We start from the raw sequence: 20,909 nt of genomic DNA, 5'->3' as shown, positions 1-20,909 counted from the left end.
TTAGTTGTTTAAATGCTTCAATAGCGATTCCCAAGAATATAGTTTTCCTCCTTTTTCTTTTTGCATTTTTTCAGCGTCTTCTTTGGTTTTAAAAGCTGATAAAAAGGCGCCCATTGGGCTTGGTATATTTTCACTAATTAAAAAAGTTGCTTTGGTAGCATCAATAAGTACGGTGGGCTCTGTGTAATTGTTCGATAGGTATAATTTGATTTCAGCAGTGTTGAATTCCTCTAAATAATGAACCATGCACTCTGTGGCATCAAATTTATAGACTTTACCTTTATTAGTAACAATTTCAGCCGCATGTACTTTGTCAACTATTGTCATTTTACAATAATCACAAGTATCTTGCCCGTAATTTATTGGCTGAGGTGAGACATTACAGCCTAAAAGTAATGGCAGAGACAGGATGATTAAAAAATATTTTAGAGTTTGCATGTCTGTGGTGTTTTAGTTTAGTTAATCTGCGTTGCCTACATAAGTTGGTTGTTTTTAGTTTGTTTCTTACCCACAATATAAGCAAGGTACGAAGTTGCAATTCCTAATAATAAAAATAATGCTCCTAACCGCGGGTAGGAATGTGCCTTAAAATTCAAAATATCTTTAGATCCCAGTAATGGTGGTTGAAACCCCATTTGGGTACCATCTGGATTCGTGAATTTTAAAATGGCTTTTGGATCTAAATTGTGGCCATAATCATGTTCCCATAAATAAAAATCATACATACCAGCCGCACTCACTACAATCATTAAAATAAACCAACCTAAAAACCACTTGTAATTCCCAAAAAATCCAATTAGCAAACCTATGGATGTTGTAATTAAAATGCCTGTTGGAAATATTTTAAATTCTGGAATGGCATCAGGAATGTATTTCATACCAACATAATGGTTCATCAAATTGATATTCTTAATATCGTGTGGATTGTCGTCCGAAAAATCATTTATATGAATATACATCCCTAGTGGAGTAGGATATTGAGGCGCTTCTAAAGTGATTTTCCATAAGGGAAAAAAGAATAATCCTAATGGCAATAGAGCAGCAATGAGCATCAGTATTTTTGATTTTTTCATAAGAATGATTTTTATTAAGTGTATAAATATAAAGGCGAGAGCGATATGCAACCCTCGCCATTACAGTGGATTAAGCACTAAAACAAAGTTACTTTTTTTTATTTACTCAATATCTTCACCAAGTGACCATTTTAAAGGTGTGGTAGCATCAGCTGCCGATACTCGCACATAGCCTTGCATTTCTTGGTGTAATGCGGAACAGAAATCCGTACAGTAGAATGGCCATACTCCAATTTTCTTAGGCTCCCAAACAAATGTTTCCGTTTGACCAGGCATAATCAATAGTTCGGATGTGTTAGCGCCAATCATACTAATACCATGTGGTACATCATAATCTTGTTCTAAATTGGTAACATGGAAATATACTTTATCCCCAACCTTAATACCTTCAATATTATCTGGTGAGAAGTGACTTCTAATCATAGTCATATTTACATGAACGATATTGCCATTGCGTACTACTTTTGTTTCCGCTTCGCTTTTTGCGGCATATGGGTGTTTGTTATCTTTTAAATTATAAATCTTTTTAGATCGTGGTTTAATTAAATCGGCAGGACAACCGGCAGCATAATGTGGCTCGCCTATAGTTGGGAAATCTAATAACATTTCCATTTTATCACCTGAAATATCATATAATTGAGCTGATTGTGTTACTTCCGGACCTGTTGGTAAATAACGGTCTTTAGTAATTTTGTTCATTGCTATTAAATATTTTCCAAATGGTTTTGCCGAGTTTCCTCCAGGAATCATTAAATGTCCTACTGAATAATAACAAGGTTGTCTGTCCACCACTTCCCAAGTTCCTAATTTCCATTTTACAACTTCCGAAGAAATAAAGAAGGTGGTATAGGCATTACCTTTGCCATCAAATTCAGTATGCAAAGGGCCTAAACCAGGTTGTACAACCGATCCAGCTAGTACATCTTCAAAGTTAAGTATAGGAATGCCATAAGCGTCTCCTGCAAATTTTTTGTTTTCAATAGCTTTAAGCATTTTAGTGAATGAATGTACTGTAAGGTTAGCTGATAATTTTCCATTACCAACGATATATTCCCCAGAAGGGTCAACATCACATCCATGAGGTGATTTTGGTGTTGGTAATAAATATACGGCACCAGGCACTTCTAATGGGTTTACAATTCGCACTTCTTTCTTCATGGTTGAAGTTGCTGAGTGAGTCGATTCATCGTAAATATTATGTGCATATTCTGCCGGCATCATCGTGCCACCACCATTATTTACATAGTCTTCAATTTTTTTCCAATTAACAGCAGCAATAAAATCTTTATCATTTTGTGAAGCGTTTACTTCTAAAAGTGTACTTGCTTCTTCTGTGTTGTATGTAGTGAAGAAGAACCAACCATGCGATTTGCCACGACCAGGATGTGATAAATCATAGTCAAATCCAGGCATAATTAACTGGAATTTAATATCCATATGGCCATGTTCTTTGTCTACTGAAATGAATGATAGCGCCCCTTTAAAATTACCTTTATAATCCTTAATTGGCATGTCTTTTTGAGGAATTGGTACGGAAAAACGGGTTCCAGCTACTACATATTCTGTATTTTCTGTAACGAATGATGAACTATGGTTTCCCGCACTGTTTGGTATTTCAATTATCTCGGTTGTTTCAAAGGTAGATAGGTCTACTTTCGCTATTCTTGGGGTGTTATTACCATTAATAAATACCCAACGGCCATCAATAACTCCAGCGGTTTGGGAAATGTCTGGATGGTGAGCATCATCCCAGGGAATAAAACCATGTGATGTGTTTAGCATGGGTTTTGTTTCTTCGTTATACCCATATGCTTTTTCAGGATCTTGAGAAAAAACAGGAATTACTTTAAATAAACGACCTGAAGGTAGTCCGTAAACGGAAAGTTGACCGCTAAAACCACCGGAAACAAAGGCGTAAAATTCATCGTGTTCTCCGGGGGCAACGTATACTTTTTCGGCAACATTACCTGCTAGGGCACCTGATTTTTTTTCTGAATTGTTGCAACTTGTAAATGCCACAGTAACACCTAAAAGTGCCAATGTTAATTTAATTAAGTTTTTCATTTTTATATTATTTAGTTAGTGGTGTTTGGTTTATAGTTGGGTGTTGATTTTGGGGTGTAATAAATCGGACCAACAATGTGCTAGTTTTAAATTGCTTAATTTTAAGAGTAGATAACATTTAAAACGCTATGTTGTAGCTGTTTTTAAATGTTTCATGAAGTGCTGCGCTAATATAAATTTGAACCTAAGGCTTAGTTATAAGGTTCTGAAATATTCTAGTATAGCTCGAGCATCAGCTTCCGATAAGTTCTGATTTGCCATTGGAGAACCATTAAACTCTATAAGAAGTTCTTTAGCCAAAGCATCTTTTTGAACCATTTCGTCTGGATTTAAAATCATGTTCATAACCCATTCTGGAGTTCTTCGTTCTAGAATACCAGTAGGTGCGGGCCCAATGAATTTTTTGTCTGGTCGGTGGCAGGCTGTACACATTTGTTTAAATACATCGGCACCATGGGCTGCTAAATTTTGGTCCACTTCGGCAGCTAATGTTATTGATTTAATAGGGCCAACACCTTTATTTGATAAATCTATTTTTTTTGAGGCTGCTACAGTTTCGGTGGCAGGAGCAACGCTTTCAGTGGTTTCTGGTTTGTTGTATGAAAAACCTTCTTTTTTCTTTTCTTCTTTTCCACCACAACTTATAAGGATGGAAGTGGTAAGCACCATTAAAATTTTTGATATTAGTTTCATAGATTATATTGTTTAGTCTAGCAAATGTAAATCTCTTTGCGATAATATTATATGATAAAAGTCATAAAAAAGATAAATTTGTCCTTTTTGAATTTTTAGTTATTTAATGTTTTATGTTATTAGATATTATTATGATAATAAATTGATTTTCAAAACAATTGCTTTTTAGGTGAGTCTCTTTTATTTCTTCTAAGAATGTATTGTTTTTTAAAAATTTAAGATGAAGTGTGTTTAAAAATAAAATCGCACAAAGGGAGTCCAGGCATTGGCGTAAACGCTTTTGGTTTCGTTGTAAATAAGATCGTATCTTAATCCGAAAGTAACATTACCACTTCTATAACCAGCGCCGACAAATAATGCTGGCGACCAATAAGTGTCGTTTTCTAAATTTAATCTGCTATCAAAACGGCGGTTTACATGAAGTTCTTCAAATTCCAAAGAAAGTTGAATCTCATTTATTGGGCTAAACAAACCAATTAAACTACCTCCTAAAATGGTAGATTTATAAAAATCTTTTTGTCTGTTGTAAGTACCGTTTAAGCCAACACCTAACCCTACATAGTCATTAAATTCATAAATTGCATTGGGAGCCAAAGTTCCACTAAAAAAACCTTCTCCAAAGCTTAAGCCAATAGCACCTCCAAATCGAACATTTTTCCAGAACTCTGAATTGCTTTGTTGTGCATTTAGGTTACTATGGGAGCTAATGAAAATCGCAAAAAACACGATAGAAAATTTAGTGATTAAAAAAAATGTCTTCATAAAATTAGAAATCTTTAGAAAATTAACATAAAAAATTAATTTATTAGCATTACGGGGGTTGAGGGTTTATAAATATAACAAAAGAAACTTCTAATTTTAGTAAAAGTTGTATTTTTGGCCAAAATTTGATTTAAATTAAGTGTATTAAAAATAATAATGGACAAATTTTCTTTTTTAAACGCAGCACATACATCGTATTTTGCCGATTTATACGACCAATATTTACAAAATCCAGATTCGGTAGAACCTAGCTGGAGAGCCTTTTTTCAAGGCTATGATTTTGGAAGTGAAGATAGCGGATTGCAACCAGATGTTGTTGAAGTTGTAAAAACACAAGTACCAGAATCCCTTCAAAAAGAGTTTCAAGTAGTAAAACTTATTGATGGATATAGAATGCGTGGGCATTTGTTTACTAAAACAAATCCTGTTCGCGAACGTAGAAGTTACGAACCAACATTGGCTATCGAAAATTTCGGTCTCAGCGCAAACGATTTCGATACCGTTTTTAATGCTGGAGAGGTTTTAGGTATTGGGCCTCAAACCTTACGAGAAATTTTAGTTCATTTAGATAAAATCTATTGTAGCTCTATTGGTGTAGAGTATATGTATTTGCGTAATCCAGAAGTAATAGGGTGGTGGCAAAGTCAACTAAATGTAAATGATAATCAACCAAATTTTGATGTTGAAAGTAAAAAGTACATTCTTTCAAAATTAAACCAAGCGGTTACTTTCGAGAACTTCTTACAAACCAAATATGTTGGTCAAAAACGATTTTCCCTAGAAGGGGGCGAGTCGCTTATTCCAGCCTTAAGTAATACATTATATATTTCAGCTGAAAAATATGGCGTGAAGGAGTGTGTTTTAGGAATGGCTCATCGTGGTCGTTTAAGCACTTTAGTAAATATATTTAGAAAACCTGTTCACGAACTTTTTAGCGAGTTTGATGGAAAAGATTTTGAGGATTTAGATATTGATGGCGATGTTAAATACCATCTAGGTTTAACTTTGGATAAAACTTACCATAACGGAAAAACTATTAAGATGAATTTGGTGCCAAATCCGTCGCATTTAGAAACCGTAGCTTCTGTGGCTGAAGGTATTACAAGAGCTAAAATTGACACGGATTATGATGGTGATGATTCTAAAATCTTACCAATTATCGTTCATGGTGATGCTGCAATTGCGGGTCAGGGTATTGTTTACGAAGTTGCCCAAATGAGCTTGCTTCCTGGGTATAAAACAGGAGGAACGCTTCACATTGTGGTTAACAACCAAATAGGGTTTACAACTAACTATTTAGATGCGCGTTCAAGTACATATTGTACCGATGTTGCAAAAGTAACCTTGTCGCCAGTGTTACACGTTAATGCTGATGATGCCGAAGCGGTTGTACATGCTGTTGAATTGGCCTTAGCGTATAGAATGCGTTATAAGAAAGATGTTTATATCGATTTATTAGGCTATAGAAAATACGGGCATAACGAAGGTGATGAACCGCGTTTTACGCAGCCTAAGTTGTATAAAGCAATAGCGAAACACGACAATCCATTTAAAATTTATTCAGATAAATTAATTGCCGAAAAAACCGTTGATCAGGCATATGTAGATGGCATTACTGAAGAATTTAAAAATGTTTTAGAGGTAGCTTACGAAAAAGCTAAAGAAGAACAGTCGTCTAAAGTAAGAGAGTTCATGATGGAACGATGGGCTGGTTTTCATCGTAGCAGCGTTGAGGAAATGCTTCAATCTGAAAATACGACCTATCCTAAGTCTAATTTAGAAGGCATTGCGAAAGTCGTTTCTTCTGTTCCGGAAGGGGTGAAATTTGTTCGTAAAGCAGAACGTATTTTGGAAGGTAGAGCTTCTATGGTTTTTGAAACAGATACTTTAGATTGGGGTATGGCAGAAACCTTAGCTTACGGAAGTTTACTTGAAGAAGGTTTTAATATTCGTATTTCAGGACAAGATGTGGAACGTGGTACATTTAGCCATCGTCATGCTATTTTGCGCGATGAAATATCAGAAGATAGAATTAATTTACTAAACACTAACCCATTAAATAAGGGTAAAATGGATATTTACAATTCATTTTTATCAGAATATGGTGTGTTAGGTTTCGATTATGGTTATGCAATGGCCAATCCAAACACCTTAACCATCTGGGAAGCTCAGTTTGGAGATTTTAGTAATGGTGCGCAAATTATTTTCGATCAATATTTATCGGCCGCTGAAGACAAATGGAAATCTCAAAATGGTATTGTTGTATTGTTGCCTCATGGCTACGAAGGTCAGGGATCCGAGCATTCATCGGCAAGAATGGAGCGTTATTTACAATTATGCGCAGAGGATAACATGATTGTTGCCGACTGTACAACTCCTGCAAACTTTTTTCACTTATTGCGTCGTCAAATGAAGCGAGAGTTCAGAAAACCATTGATTGTATTTACACCAAAAAGTTTATTACGTCACCCAAAAGCAGTTTCATCTTTAAATGAATTAGCAACTGGTGAATTCCAAGAAATAATTGACGATACAATTGATCCGAAAAATGCGACTAAGCTAGTATTCTGTACAGGTAAATTCTATTACGATTTATTAGCGCAGCGCGAAAAATTAGGAACTAGCAATGTGGCACTTGTAAGAATAGAGCAATTGTTCCCGCTTCATGAAGATAAAATAAAACAAATAATAGCCAAGTACTCAAATGTAAAACAATATGTTTGGGCTCAAGAAGAACCAAAAAACATGGGTGCATGGAGTTATATGGCACAACGAATAGATTTTATAAAACTAGAAGTTAATTCAAGACCATACAGTTCGGTTCCTGCGCCAGGTTCTAGTACAAGAGACAAGAAAAGGCAGCAAAACGTTATTGACCAAGTATTTGATATAGCATAAGTTAGGTATGATTGAGTTTAAAAACTCGTAAAATAATAAACACAAAACAATGATTTTAGAAATGAAAGTGCCTTCACCAGGCGAATCAATAAAAGAAGTTGAAATTGCCACTTGGTTAGTTCAAGATGGCGATTATGTTGAAAAAGATCAAGCTATTGCTGAGGTAGATAGCGATAAAGCAACTTTAGAACTTCCTGCAGAAGCAAGTGGTATTATTACGCTTAAAGCTGAAGAAGGTGATGCTGTAGCAGTGGGAGCTGTAGTATGTTTAATAGATACTAGTGCTGCAAAACCTGAAGGAAGCGCAGAAGCTCCTAAAGAAGAAAAGAAAGAAGAAGCTCCTAAAGCCGAAGCTCCAAAACCAGCTGCAGCTGAAACAAAAACTTATGCTACAGGAACAGCAAGTCCAGCGGCAAAAAAGATTTTAGCTGAAAAAGGTATCGAACCATCATCAGTTTCTGGAACAGGAAAAGCTGGCCGTGTAACTAAGGAAGATGCTGTAAGTGCTGTTCCTTCTATGGGAACACCAACAGGAGGTAGTCGTGGTACTTCTAGAAGTAAAATGTCCATGTTACGTCGTAAAGTTGCTGAACGTTTAGTAGAAGTAAAAAATACAACGGCAATGTTAACTACCTTTAATGAGGTTGATATGTCTCCAATTTTTGCTTTGAGAGATGAGTATAAAGAGGCTTTTAAAAACAAACATAACGTTAGTTTAGGTTTCATGAGTTTCTTTACCCTTGCAGTTGTAAGAGCATTAAAAATGTATCCAGCTGTAAATTCGATGATGGATGAAAAAGAAATGATTTCATATGATTTTTGCGATATTAGTATTGCGGTTTCAGGTCCAAAAGGATTAATGGTACCTGTTATTAGAAATGCTGAAAACTTAAGTTTTAGAGGTGTAGAGTCTGAAGTTAAACGTTTAGCACTTCGTGCAAGAGACGGTCAAATTACAGTAGATGAAATGACAGGAGGAACATTTACTATTACTAATGGTGGTGTTTTTGGTAGTATGTTATCTACACCAATTATCAACCCACCACAAAGTGGAATTTTAGGAATGCACAACATTGTAGAGCGACCTGTAGCCATTAATGGTAAAGTTGAAATACGACCAATTATGTATGTTGCTTTATCTTATGACCATAGAATTATTGATGGAAAAGAAAGTGTAGGCTTTTTAGTAGCTGTTAAAGAAGCTTTAGAAAACCCAACAGAATTATTGATGAACAATGATGTTAAAAAAGCTTTAGAGCTTTAATAGCAGATACTAAATAAAAAAAAGGGCTAATATATAATTATATGTTAGCCCTTTTTATTGATAACTAATAAAATTAGGTTAAGCAATATATAATATTAATGGCAATTACGACAATAACCAATGTCATTAACCCAATAACAAAGTATTTTTCTAAAAAACTATTGTCTTTTTCCATGGTTTAACTCTTTTGGATTTTTAGTGTTTAGAGAAAAAAGAATCTGTGTTGTAAAACACAGATTCTCTGCGTTATAGATTATCCCTTAAATAATAAATTAATAGCAATGTAAATGTATAATTTAGTGAAGTGTTAAAAAATACGCAATCCTACGTATTTTTTTAAATTAGGTAGTTTTATAAAAGCAGAAAGCTTTAAGCATTACACTTAAAGCCTTCCTTTAATTCTCCCTAAGAACTAATTAATAGCTTTGTAAAGATATATGGTTTGAATGATATAAAAAATACGTATAAGTGCGTATTTTTAAAGAAATTCTTTATTTAAGTTAGCCCAAATAGATAAAGAGCTTGGTTTATTATCCAACTCTAATTTAGCTAGGATATGGCTTCGGTGTTTGTCAACAGTCCGCACAGATATAGAAAGGTCTTCAGCTACTTCGCTACTTGTTTTGTTTTCAGAAATTAGTTTAATAATTTTTAATTCTGTTTTAGTTAGCAGTTGTAGTTTATCAGGTTTATGATTCGAATTCTGATTTAAATAAGACGCTATTTCATCACTAAAATAGGGCTTGTTATTTAACACACTTTTTATGCAAGTTTCAATTTCTTCAACTGCAAATTCTTTCAAAATATAACCATAAATATTAAATTCTTTGGCTTTATCAAAAAGTTCTTCTTCTTTGTCAAAAGTTATAAGTATGACTTTTGTGGATAGGTTGTTTTTTTTGCATTCTTCGGCAATTTCTAAACCAGTTCTATAGGGCATTCTAATATCTAAAATAGCAATTTCAGGATTTAGTTTTACTATTAGGTTATAAGCAGCATTGCCATCTTGAGCACTACCAACAATATTAAATCCTTTTGATGTTAAAAAATCGGTAAGACCACGCAGCATTAGTGGGTGGTCGTCTGCTATAACAATAGACGTGTTCATTAATTAGAGGGAATTAAATGCTTTTAGTTGAAGGGTAAATATAGTAAATATTACAATTTTAAGTAAAGGTATTTCTTCTCATAATCAATTACTGCTTTTGATTTTTTTAAAATATCGGCGCCAATAATACCGTCAACAGGTTTTGATTTATGATTTATTAAGGCTGTATTTACGTGAGTTAAATTAAATAATACCAAAGCAACTTTGCTATTCTCCCATTTGCCAATTTTAATTTTGTTCTTTTTAGATATTTTGGTTTCCATATTAATGGCACCTGCTCCTGCTGCCATAATATTGGATTCTTTTACTTTAAGTTTAAAATTCTCTACAGCCTCAAAACCAACACAAGAGTTTGAAGCACCAGTATCTAGTATAAAACGACCTTTATTACCATTTAAAGTCGCTTTTATTTCAAAATGGTTTGTTTTGGTAAGTCTTAGTTTTATTCGGATATACTCTTTTTTAAGAAGAAATTCTTCTAGCGTTTCTATCATGTGTTTTGTGTTTTAAGAATAAAAATAACACAACTAAGGCTATTGATATGCCAAAAATTACATAAAATAATGTATAATTTGGTTTTGTGGACTCAAGTTTACCATAATATACAAATGCACCCCAATAATACGGAGATTTTTTGGCATTGCTAATAGTTTCATTTGCTAAATAATCGATTTTGGATTGGTGGTTCGCTAGAAAAGCCGATTGCGAACTGCCATAATTAGCATAAAAGGCATTCATGATTTTTGAGGTAGATAAATCATTAATTTGCCATAAACTGAACAACAAATTTTCCGCTCCAGCGTATTGAAATCCGCGCGCAAGACTCATGGCTCCTTCGCCTTTATAAAGTTTGCCAATACCTGTTTCGCAAGCGCTTAATACAACCAAATTTGGATTGAAATCTAAACTATATAATTCATTTAGATACATATTGTCATCATAAAAAAATAAGTTTGCCGGATTAATAAAATCGCCACCACTGGCATGTGTTGATAGATGTAAAATACCATAGTTTGAAGCGTATTTTATGAAATTAGCTTTAGAGGCCTCCTCGTTCATAAAGATTTTTGAAGGCATTTCTTCTTCAATCCCATGTGCTTCATCAATGGAGTAGGTTAGTTTTTGATTGCTATTTTCAAATACCGGAAAAAAGCCTATTAATTTGTTGTTTTCGTTAGGAAGGCGTTCAGTTAGATAGAAATAGGCGCTAGAATTATAAGTAATGGTTTGACTTTTAATAATAAAAGGCATTTTTTCGAACGAAGTTGTACTCGTTTTAGAGGATAATAGTGTTTCAAAAGGTATAAAGTTTAATAGGCCATCAGGAATAATCACCAAATTTTTATAACTTGAAATAGTGTTTAGTTTTAAAAGATTAAAAATGCTAAATGCTTGATTTGTATAATTTTTTATGTTGTTGTTTATAATGGAAGCCTCATCAAATAGATGAATATATTGAACGATGTTTTGCTTAGTGGTATTGGTTAATTCGATACGATTAACGTTAATGTTTTTTTCAGAAATGATAAATTGATACAAGTTATTTTTACCGTAAAAGTAGGCTACTAAAATAGCTTGGTCAATGGCTAATTTTTGTTGAATAGTTTCTAACGTATAAACATCTTTGTTTTCAGGATATTTCTGTTCAAGTTTAGGTTTTAAGCTTTTCAATTCAAGACTTATTTTACTTAATTTTTCACTCAAAGCATGTACTTGGGAAGCTCTATTGCTCCTTAAATTTTCTTTTATGAGTAAGTTGGTGTATAATTCTTGAGATTTTATTAATTGTAATTCTTTAATTAATAAACTATCCTTAGGAAATTGCTTTAAACGCTTTTTTTTATGATGAATGGATTTTAAAACCGAAACTTTATTGTTCTCTGAATATTGAAATGCCTCAAATAAAAGTGCTTTGTTTTTTGTTTGGTTGAAGCTGTTAAGGAGCAATTCAATGCAATTTTCACTACGATTGCGGTTGTTGGCTTGGTTTAAAATTTTAGATTCCTGTGAGGTCCAACCTTGCTGAAGTAATTCTGAAACATGGAAACTTAAATTGTAACTTTTTAAAGCGGTCTCTGTGCTAGGTTGAATGGAGGCATACAAGTCAAAAATATCAATAAAGGTGTTTTCTGCATATAAATCCTTTTTAGATGGCAAACCATCTGCTGTAAAATTAGGGACTAATATTTTAATTGCTCTTTGTAAGTAATTTTGAGTTTCATTTGTATTGTTAAGGACGTGGTGTATTTTGGCTCCGTCTACATAAAATTTGGCTAAATCTCTCGAAGATAAATAGGTATCCCTAATAAGTTCTTCGGCTTTATTGTACGAAGTTAATGCATTATCGTAATGTCCTTTTTGAAATTCAATAATAAAGTTGTTTCTGAATTTTTCAAAATTAGAAGTTGGATTTTTTAAAGTAGAGGCTGCTTCATATTTGTTTAAGGCAATTAAACTAGCAATTTTTATATTTTGAAGTAATACTTTTTGATTACCATCAGACAATTTAAGTGCATCATTTATAATTTTTAAAGTGGTTTCATGCTTGCCAATAGTTTGGTACAACTTGGCTAGGTTAATTGCTCCGCTGATTTGATGTTTGATGTTTTTGGTTTTTTCGGCTAAAAAAATGTATTGATTTATTGTACTTACAGCATTGGTGAAGTCGCCCGTTTTGGTGTATAAATTGCCTAATGGTTTTAGGCAACTTTCAATGATGTCGAAATCTGATATTTTTGAAAGTTCATTGTTATTAAAGCGCTTTAAGGCATCTTCGTAACTGGTTATGGCATTTTTTAATAGAGAATGTTCGTTTAGATAATAGGCTTTATGGCAAAGCAAAAAAACAAGAGCCAATTGTTCGTCTTTGGTTTTTGCTTCTGTCTTAAATGAAGATTCTTGCCGGATTAAAAGATTTAAAGAAGCCTCATTTGGATTTCCAATAAATGTTTCTGTAGCTGTGTAAATGGCTTCTTCCAGATTTTGAGAATATGAAATTCCACAAGTTAAAAAGAATACAAAAACGAATATTTTCATAATGTTTAGTTAGCAAAAAACTTAAAAATTAGAATTTCCAAATAGCATAAAATTGCCAATAGTTGAAGTTCTTTTCAAAATTCATTATATAACGCGCCCCCAAACTTGGTCCAATTCGGGCAAAACCTGCGGTGGCTTCAAACAACAGACCTGTTCTTAAATTAGTAAAAGAATTTACGGTATCTATAGTATTTTCTTCGGAACTTATTACTGGTCCTTTCGAGGAATCCCCTTCAAATTGTTCTATTAATATACCTTGTTGTTGCTTTTCACTTATTGAAATTGTATTCTGAAAACCTGCGCCCAAACCGATATAATTGTTAAGGTTATAGCGTAATAAAACAGGAAGATCCCAATCTATATTTTCATAGGAATTACTGCTTGTAGTGCGCTGATAAAACCGAGCTCCCTGATCATCTTGAACAAATCCTTCTTCAACTATTGTGCCTGCATTATAATTATGAAAATTATTCATTAATTCTACTTGCCAATACCAACGATAAGATTTGTATGGTGAAAGTGTGGCCCCGAAAAAGTAACTTTCTGAATTATTTAAATGGGAAAACGAATTTATACCCAATTTGGCACCTATTGAAATGCCAGGTAAGAAGCGGGTGGTAGAATAATTAGTGATAATAGGGTCGTTTTTATCGAAAATAATAGCAGTTCTACTTTTAGTTTTTTTCTTATGAAAATCTTTAGCAAACTTAATACTGTATTTTACATAACCTTTTGTGGAATCGTATGCCTTTATATTTTTTTGCTCACTTCCAGGCAGGTAAATGTTCTTAAAAGTGAATATGGCTTGTGTTTTAGTAAATGCAGTGTCTAAACAACTGTAAAGCACCTCTCTTTTAGGGCAAATATCACATTTAGGATACATGTCCAGGACCTTTAAAGTTGATTTGTCTAACATATCAGGAATATCAGTTTCTAAACGAATAGTGCGGGCAGGGCCTTCACCATTATTTTGAAACTTGATTTTGTATTTCAAGGTTTTGAAGCGAACCAATCGGTAATTCATAAATGAAGCATTCGATGACATTTTATTGGGGTCATGCGAGGTAACAATTTCCATTTCCATGTCTTTTACTTTATGGTTGTCGTAATTAGCATCGGGAACATAAATGCCGCGCACCGAAATAATAGCACTTGTATCTTTAATCATTTCGGGTGTGGTTTTTAAGCTAAAAAAAATGTTTCGTTCTTCTTTAGGTTTTAAATTATCAAATTCTAAGAGTGTCCAGTTTTTATAAAAGGCTTTCGTGTTCGCAATGGTTAGTGGTAAATTGTTTTTTTCGGTAGAGTCTTGTAATACTGTTTTTGTTTCAATAAAATCGGTGTTTGATGATGCTAAATACGTGTCGTCTTCATCAATATTGTGGGTAAAGGCGAAACCTTCTGCGTCTATATTTCTTTCATTGTGGTAAGTTCTGGATTCTATGAGTTTAAAATTATCTGACTTGTATTTATGTTCATTATAAAAAAGATAAAGTTTGCCATTTGTGGTATACTCTTTTTGGTTTTTGTAACTAAGTACGAGCACTAGTTCCTCATCAGGAACGGGTTCTCTGTTTCGTTTCAAAATGAAATCTTCATCCATAATAGCTAAATCATTGGGTACGGAAGATATTGAGGAAATTGCTATTTTTTTAGGACGTGTGGTTGGTGGTTTTCCATTGTCATAATTATTGGTTGCCCAAAGCTTCACTTCGTAGTCGCCAGTTTTTTTATAAATATGATTTGGGTTAGGTTCGGTGCTGTAATTACCATCACCAAATTCCCAAAAATAGGTGTAAAATGGTTTTGGAGCTCCAGCTATTTGGGTTAGAGTTGGTGTTTCTGGGTTAAATAGAACTGCATTTCCAGAAATCGTTGTTTTGATTGTTGCAGTTCGTGTAATCGTGTCGTTTAGCAAATGTTGAGCGGAAACAGGACCTATACAAGTAAACAATAATAATACGATGATGTATTTATTCATTTTACATTTTAATTTAGTTGTTCATAAATATACAAAAAGTGACCACTTAATTTAATTAGCGATGAAAATGAGCTGTAAAATTGGTTAAGTAGGTTACTAATTAAACTATGTTAATAATAAGGAGTAATTATAGCGGCTTCTTTCGTACTACTATTACATCAATTATAAGTGCTTTTTGTTACCCGATTTAAATAAAAAAACCAGAAACATAAGTTCCTGGTTTTAAATAAATAGGTTAAATGATTTGGGTATCAAATTTTAAGTAGGTAAATAAATCCTTATGGTAAATTGTTTATGATTGTTGTAAATTGTGCTTCTGTAATTACCAAAGTTTCGGCCTCTGTGATTGTTATCACATCATTTTCAACTATAACTACTGATTTTATGGCGTATTTCCAATTGCCGTTTTCTTCTGTCGCAAAAATCACATGACATTCTAGACCTATTGGAATTTGACCATAATGTTCACTAAATAGTCCGGTGGCAGCATCATAAGTGTCTAGGTTAGCTAAACCAGTATCTTCACCATCGTATGATAAGTATACAGCAGAGTTAGTATTGTTATAACCTTCTGGAACATCAACTAAAATAGTTGTTTTTGGACGAGGATCGCTATAAAATCTATCAACATTACTCCAGCCGAAGCTATTCAAAAATGCGTAATAACTGTTACCTTCAGCAAAAACGCCTCCTTCTCCGTTAGCGCCGTCGCGTTTGTTTTGTTCCCAAGCAAGATTACCATCTTCATCAATAATTCCATTCCACAAAATCATATCGTTGTCAATACCACCAGTTAAAGCGGAAGGTATGATTAACTGCAAACCACAGTTTGTATCTAGGGCAACACCGTTTTGAGTTGCTTCTAGAAAAAATTCACCACCAGATATTAGCATTGCTTTTTCACCTGTAGGCATAATTCCCATAGTAGGTTTGTTGGTTGTAAGCATGGTTCCTTTATTGAAAATTTCAACAAATTCTAAATTTACATCACCCGTAACAGCAAGTCCGTTTTTGGTTAAACAGTTAGCGTTTAATGAAATTTGAACACCATTCTCCGAGGTGAAAGCTATCCAACCATCTTCAGTGTTAAACTGGAAGTTTTGAGTTATGGCCTCTAAAGCTTGCGCTTTGATGCTGTTAAACTCTTCAGCGGTGGCAGGAGTGATAAAATCGTCATTATCGTTTTTGGTACAACTTGTAAATGTTATTACTGTTACTAAAAGTGTTGCTAAAATGTGTTTTAAATTTTTCATGATAAATAGGTTTTAAATTGTTATTCATTGTTATATAAACAAGGTGATTATTTTGTTACCCTGTTTTCATATTTTTTTTTGTTTTATTTTAATGTTGAGGTTGACTGATGATTATTTTGGCTATAATAGTATCACCAGAAGCTACTAAAGCAATCATTTTATTTGCATAATCTTCAGAAGAAGCAAAGCCTTTGGCAGAACCGGTTTCCGTTTCAACTTCCCAGAAATAGTTTCTGTTGCTGCTGGTTTCAGATTTTAGAACGAAAGAACTTTGTATCTCCGATCCTAAAATAATTTCTCCGGAACTGGATAATGCAATCATTGCTTCGGCATTTTCAAAAGAAAGGGAAGTTCCTGAATAGATGCTTTTGTTGGTTTCAACTTTCCAGTTAAATACTTGAGCAATGTTGTTTTCTGAAAATGTTGTAGTCTCCTTAAATGCGTTAAGATTTTTGAACTTATTTGAGGCATTAATGTTTAAAATTGAAAAAGCTATTATTGCGATAATTAAAATTGATTTTTTGCTAACAGTATTAAAACTGATTAAGTGTTTGTGAAATTTCTTTGTAGTTTTCATAATTTTAAATTTTATGGATTAATTAAAATTTTCGATGTGTAATTTTTGTTGTTACACCCTTATATCAAATCCGTTTAATTTTTGTTACCCATTTATTTTAAAGTTTTTTTAAATTAGCTATAAATACAAGGGTAATGAGCGATAAAAAAAAACATGAAGACCAGAAATATATAGATGGTTTGCTACAAAACAATTCATTTATTATAGAAGCTATTTATGAAAAGTTCGCTCCAAAGGTTATTAATTATATAAGACAGAATAGTGGTGATAGTGACCAAGCGCAAGACATTATACAAGAAACTTTAATAACCATATATAATCAGTCAACTGAAAAAAAGTTGAAGCTTACCTGTCCGTTTGATGCTTATTTTTTCTTACTCTGTAAGCGTAAATGGTTAAATGCGCTAAAAAAAAGGTCTTATAAAGAGGTAACAATTAAAGAAGGTATGTTATCTAAAGGTGACCAGGCTGAAGAACTAGCTTTTGAAACTGATGTATTTGGCGAAAAACATGCCTTATATACAGAAATGTTCAATAAACTAGGAATTGCTTGCAAAGACTTGCTAAGGGCTACTTTTAAAATAAAATCGATGGAAGAAGTCGCAGAAAGTTTAGGTGTAACCTATGCTTATGCTAGGAAAAAGAAGTCTTTATGCATTGGTAAATTAACAGAACTAGTTCAGGCATCACCAAAGTTTAATCTCCTTAAAAATTAACCAAAATGGAAGAGCAGGATTATATTGTATTTGAGAATTATCTTTTAGAAGCCCTTTCTGAAGCGGAAAAGAATGCTTTTGAAGCCAGATTGAATACAGATACGAAATTTAAAGAAAGTTTCAATACTTATAAAGAATTGTCATCTTTTTTAAAGAATAAATTTGAAAATGAATCGGCTTCTACAGCATTTCAAGAGAATTTAAAATCGATATCAAATAACTATTTCGGAAACCAAAAAACCTCTAAAAAGATTATTAAATTTAAACCATGGCAATATGCGGTGGCGGCGAGTATTGCATTATTAATAGGAATAGTAATGTTTAATAACTTTTCTACTCCAGTTTATAGCGACTATGCTAATTATGAAAGTATTAGTTTAACAGTAAGAGGTGGCCAGGATGGTTTGTTGAAAACAGCCGAAAACGCTTTTAATACCAAAGATTTTGCTAAAGCGGAAATAGCCTTTAAGGAATTATTAATAACAGATGAAAATAATACAGAATTGCAGTTCTATAGAGGTGTTACAAATATAGAGTTGAATAATTATGCCTTAGCCGATTGGTTGCTTAAAGGTTTAAAAGAGGGGAATTCTGTTTATAAAAACAAAGCTACTTGGTATTTAGCGTTAAGTAAATTAAAACAAAAAGATTATGATGCCACTTTAGAGATTTTAAAAACCATTCCAAAAGAAGCGGAAGATTATGAAGCGGCTCAAAAATTAATTAATAAGTTAGATTAAATGTGGCTAGATGATTGTTTGCCATAGCTAAAAAAAATTACAAACTTTATTAAACCTCACAAGTTTCTAAAACCTGTGAGGTTTTTTCAAAAATGAAAATTATTGAAATTCGTGCTATACTTTAAATACTTCATTATTTTTACCACATGATTATTACAGATACCCACACACATTTATATAGTGAAGCTTTTGATGATGATAGACATGATATGATACATCGGGCCATAAATCAAGGTGTTTCACGTTTTTTTATTCCTGCAATAGATTCTACCTATACTAACAGTATGTTAAAATTAGAGAAAGATTTTCCTGAACATGTGTTTTTAATGATGGGCTTACACCCAACACACGTTAAAGAAAACTTTAAGGAAGAACTTAATCATGTTGAAGAAATGTTAGCTTCCAGATTCTTTTATGCTATTGGAGAAATAGGTATCGATTTATATTGGGATAAAACAACTCTAGGTGTTCAACAAGAAGCCTTCCGGTATCAAATTCAATTAGCAAAAAAATATAAATTACCTATAGTTATTCATTGCAGAGAAGCATTTGATGAAATATTTGAAGTGTTAGAAACAGAAAAAAGCGATGATTTATTCGGTATATTTCACTGTTTTACCGGAACACTAGAACAGGCGAACCAAGCAATAGCCTATAATATGAAATTAGGTATAGGTGGTGTTGTTACATTCAAAAACGGCAAAATCGATCAGTTTTTAAACCAAATCGACTTAAAACATATTGTGTTAGAAACCGATTCACCTTATTTAGCACCCGTACCCTATAGAGGTAAACGTAATGAAAGTGTGTATATATTAAAGGTGTTGGAAAAACTGTCCTATATATATAAGGTATCAATGGAAGAGATTGCTAGCATAACAACGCAAAATTCCAAAGACGTATTTGGAATATAAATTATTAATTGAAAACACAAATGGCTAACCCGAACATATTACTTATCTATACTGGTGGTACTATTGGGATGATAAAAGATTTTAAAACGGGTGTGTTGAAGGCCTTCGATTTTAAAAATCTTTTAGATAAAATTCCTGAATTACTCCTTTTAGAATGTGCAATTGAAACCGTCTCCTTTAAAGATCCTATTGATTCTAGTAATATGAATCTAGAATATTGGGTGCAAATTGCTGAATTAATAGAATTTAATTATGATAATTATGATGGTTTTGTGGTGCTACACGGAAGCGATACCATGAGTTATACGGCTTCAGCATTAAGTTTTATGTTGGAAAATTTAACAAAACCAGTGGTGTTTACAGGGTCTCAATTACCTATTGGGGATTTAAGAACTGATGCCAAGGAGAATTTGATTACTTCCATTCAAATGGCTTCCCTGCAGGAAAACGGAAAACCTGTAGTAAAAGAGGTGTGTTTGTATTTTGAATATAAATTATATCGAGCTAACAGGACAACTAAATTAAATGCAGAAAACTTTAAGGCTTTTGCGTCATTAAATTATCCGGAATTGGCAGAATCAGGAGTGCATTTAAAGGTTAATGCAGATTATTTATTGAAGCCAGATTTAGAAAAAAAGATGATAGTTCATAAAGATTTGGATCCAAATATTGCGCTTATTAAGCTTTTTCCGGGTATAACTGAGGCTTTTTTAAAGAGTGTTTTAACCACCGAGGGCCTAAAAGCAGTGATTTTGGAGACGTTTGGTGCGGGAAATTGTACAACAGAAAGCTGGTTTTTAAGTTTACTAAAAGAAACTATTAATAGAGGAATACATATAATTAATACAACACAATGTGTAGGTGGTAGTGTGATGATGGGGCATTATGAAACAAGTAACCAATTGAGAATCATGGGGGTTGTTTCGGGCAAAGATATAACAACCGAAGCGGCATTGTGTAAGTTAATGTATTTGTTAGGGCTAAACATGTCGGAAAAAGAATTTAAAACAAATTTCGAAACATCCTTAAGAGGAGAAATGTCTTAAAATTAACCTTTAAAATTTTATGTTCCGAAGTTTTTTTTGTTATTTGCTTACCTGAAATTAAGTACCATTAAAAAATAAAGAGAGGTGGCCGAGTGGTCGAAGGCGCACGCCTGGAAAGTGTGTATACCCCAAAGGGGTATCGAGGGTTCGAATCCCTTCCTCTCTGCTGTTATTTTTATTTTTAATTGCTTTTTTTTTATATCTTTAACACTTTAACTAATAAAATTAAGATCTAGAACATGAAAAGATTATTTTCAATCCTTGCCATAACAGGAATAATGGCATTCGGAACGGCAAATGCAACAACAAATGCAAACACAAATGCTGCTGTTGCAACAACTACAGTAACTGTGGCACAAGATGAAGATGGAGCAGCACCAGCTGCAGAATCGTTAGGATTCCACCAGGAATTAAAAAAACGTTTTATAGAAGGAGGCCCGGGCTTTATGGGTATTGTTCTTTTATGTTTGATTCTTGGGTTAGCAATTGCCATAGAAAGAATTATCTTTTTAAATCTTTCAACAACAAATACTAAAAAATTAACAAAAGAAGTAGAAGATGCTTTAGCTTCTGGAGGAGTAGAAGCCGCAAAAGAAGTTTGTAGAAACACTAAAGGGCCTATCGCTTCCATTTTCTATCAAGGTTTAGATAGAACAGATGAAGGTATAGAAGCTGCCGAAAAAGCTGTTGTAGCTTATGGTGGAGTTCAAATGGGACAATTAGAAAAAAATGTTTCTTGGATTTCGTTATTTATCGCTCTTGCTCCAATGTTAGGGTTCATGGG

General features: G+C 33.3%; 18 protein-coding genes and 1 tRNA gene. 8 read left to right on the top strand and 11 right to left on the bottom strand.

Annotated features, from left to right (window positions below; all coding sequences use genetic code 11):
• The 5 genes from ABYI63_RS14400 to ABYI63_RS14380 form a co-directional block, all read right to left on the bottom strand.
• A complete protein-coding gene (locus ABYI63_RS14400) occupies positions 1-438 on the bottom strand; it encodes a nitrous oxide reductase accessory protein NosL (RefSeq protein WP_372757262.1) in 438 nt (145 codons plus the stop codon).
• Between the two features lie 35 nt (positions 439-473).
• The gene (locus ABYI63_RS14395) at positions 474-1,073 is read right to left on the bottom strand and encodes a hypothetical protein (protein ID WP_372757260.1); all 600 of its coding nucleotides are present in this window, start codon (positions 1,071-1,073) and stop codon (positions 474-476) included.
• Between the two features lie 102 nt (positions 1,074-1,175).
• The gene (gene nosZ, locus ABYI63_RS14390; protein WP_372757258.1) at positions 1,176-3,137 is read right to left on the bottom strand and encodes a Sec-dependent nitrous-oxide reductase; all 1,962 of its coding nucleotides are present in this window, start codon (positions 3,135-3,137) and stop codon (positions 1,176-1,178) included.
• A gap of 195 nt (positions 3,138-3,332) precedes the next feature.
• Positions 3,333-3,830: a cytochrome c gene (locus ABYI63_RS14385; RefSeq protein ID WP_372757257.1), complete on the bottom strand. Its 498-nt coding sequence runs from the start codon at positions 3,828-3,830 to the stop codon at positions 3,333-3,335.
• Between the two features lie 231 nt (positions 3,831-4,061).
• Positions 4,062-4,592: an alpha-ketoglutarate decarboxylase gene (locus tag ABYI63_RS14380; RefSeq protein ID WP_372757255.1), complete on the bottom strand. Its 531-nt coding sequence runs from the start codon at positions 4,590-4,592 to the stop codon at positions 4,062-4,064.
• 156 nt (positions 4,593-4,748) lie between these two features.
• On the opposite strand from ABYI63_RS14380, the gene ABYI63_RS14375 reads away from it, so the two are divergent.
• Entirely contained in the window at positions 4,749-7,490 is a 2,742-nt protein-coding gene (locus tag ABYI63_RS14375) for a 2-oxoglutarate dehydrogenase E1 component (protein WP_372757253.1), read from the top strand.
• A 49-nt stretch (positions 7,491-7,539) separates the two neighbouring features.
• Positions 7,540-8,754 carry a 2-oxoglutarate dehydrogenase complex dihydrolipoyllysine-residue succinyltransferase gene (gene odhB, locus ABYI63_RS14370; protein WP_372757251.1) on the top strand — a complete coding sequence of 405 codons (1,215 nt, stop codon included), beginning with the start codon at positions 7,540-7,542 and terminating at the stop codon, positions 8,752-8,754.
• A gap of 478 nt (positions 8,755-9,232) precedes the next feature.
• On the opposite strand, the gene ABYI63_RS14365 is transcribed toward odhB, so the two are convergent.
• The 6 genes from ABYI63_RS14365 to ABYI63_RS14340 form a co-directional block, all read right to left on the bottom strand.
• A complete protein-coding gene (locus ABYI63_RS14365; RefSeq protein WP_372757250.1) occupies positions 9,233-9,862 on the bottom strand; it encodes a response regulator in 630 nt (209 codons plus the stop codon).
• Positions 9,863-9,912: 50 nt separating this feature from the next.
• Positions 9,913-10,356 carry a retropepsin-like aspartic protease gene (locus ABYI63_RS14360; protein WP_372757248.1) on the bottom strand — a complete coding sequence of 148 codons (444 nt, stop codon included), beginning with the start codon at positions 10,354-10,356 and terminating at the stop codon, positions 9,913-9,915.
• Positions 10,325-12,898 (bottom strand): CHAT domain-containing protein, encoded by a 2,574-nt coding sequence (locus ABYI63_RS14355; RefSeq protein ID WP_372757246.1) that lies wholly within the window; start codon positions 12,896-12,898, stop codon positions 10,325-10,327. Before ABYI63_RS14355 ends, ABYI63_RS14360 begins: the two co-directional genes overlap by 32 nt.
• A gap of 28 nt (positions 12,899-12,926) precedes the next feature.
• Positions 12,927-14,879, bottom strand: a complete 1,953-nt coding sequence (locus ABYI63_RS14350; protein WP_372757244.1) for a PKD domain-containing protein — start codon at positions 14,877-14,879, stop codon at positions 12,927-12,929.
• A gap of 278 nt (positions 14,880-15,157) precedes the next feature.
• The gene (locus ABYI63_RS14345; RefSeq protein ID WP_372757242.1) at positions 15,158-16,132 is read right to left on the bottom strand and encodes a hypothetical protein; all 975 of its coding nucleotides are present in this window, start codon (positions 16,130-16,132) and stop codon (positions 15,158-15,160) included.
• Positions 16,133-16,220: 88 nt separating this feature from the next.
• Complete coding sequence (locus ABYI63_RS14340) at positions 16,221-16,709, bottom strand: hypothetical protein (RefSeq protein WP_372757240.1); 489 nt, start codon at positions 16,707-16,709, stop codon at positions 16,221-16,223.
• 134 nt (positions 16,710-16,843) lie between these two features.
• On the opposite strand from ABYI63_RS14340, the gene ABYI63_RS14335 reads away from it, so the two are divergent.
• From ABYI63_RS14335 to ABYI63_RS14310, 6 genes are all read left to right on the top strand, one after another.
• Positions 16,844-17,425 carry an RNA polymerase sigma factor gene (locus ABYI63_RS14335; protein WP_372757238.1) on the top strand — a complete coding sequence of 194 codons (582 nt, stop codon included), beginning with the start codon at positions 16,844-16,846 and terminating at the stop codon, positions 17,423-17,425.
• A 5-nt stretch (positions 17,426-17,430) separates the two neighbouring features.
• Entirely contained in the window at positions 17,431-18,165 is a 735-nt protein-coding gene (locus ABYI63_RS14330; RefSeq protein WP_372757236.1) for a tol-pal system YbgF family protein, read from the top strand.
• Between the two features lie 146 nt (positions 18,166-18,311).
• The gene (locus tag ABYI63_RS14325; RefSeq protein ID WP_372757234.1) at positions 18,312-19,079 is read left to right on the top strand and encodes a TatD family hydrolase; all 768 of its coding nucleotides are present in this window, start codon (positions 18,312-18,314) and stop codon (positions 19,077-19,079) included.
• A gap of 20 nt (positions 19,080-19,099) precedes the next feature.
• Positions 19,100-20,125, top strand: a complete 1,026-nt coding sequence (locus tag ABYI63_RS14320; protein ID WP_372757274.1) for an asparaginase — start codon at positions 19,100-19,102, stop codon at positions 20,123-20,125.
• Positions 20,126-20,203: 78 nt separating this feature from the next.
• A tRNA-Ser gene (locus tag ABYI63_RS14315) sits at positions 20,204-20,291 on the top strand.
• 73 nt (positions 20,292-20,364) lie between these two features.
• Positions 20,365-20,909: MotA/TolQ/ExbB proton channel family protein (locus ABYI63_RS14310; RefSeq protein WP_372757232.1), on the top strand; the 545-nt coding region annotated here is incomplete at its 3' end.

Source organism: Mariniflexile sp. (assembly GCF_041583155.1).
Classification (GTDB): Bacteria; Bacteroidota; Bacteroidia; order Flavobacteriales; family Flavobacteriaceae; genus Mariniflexile.
This window is presented reverse-complemented; position numbering and strand designations above follow the sequence as displayed.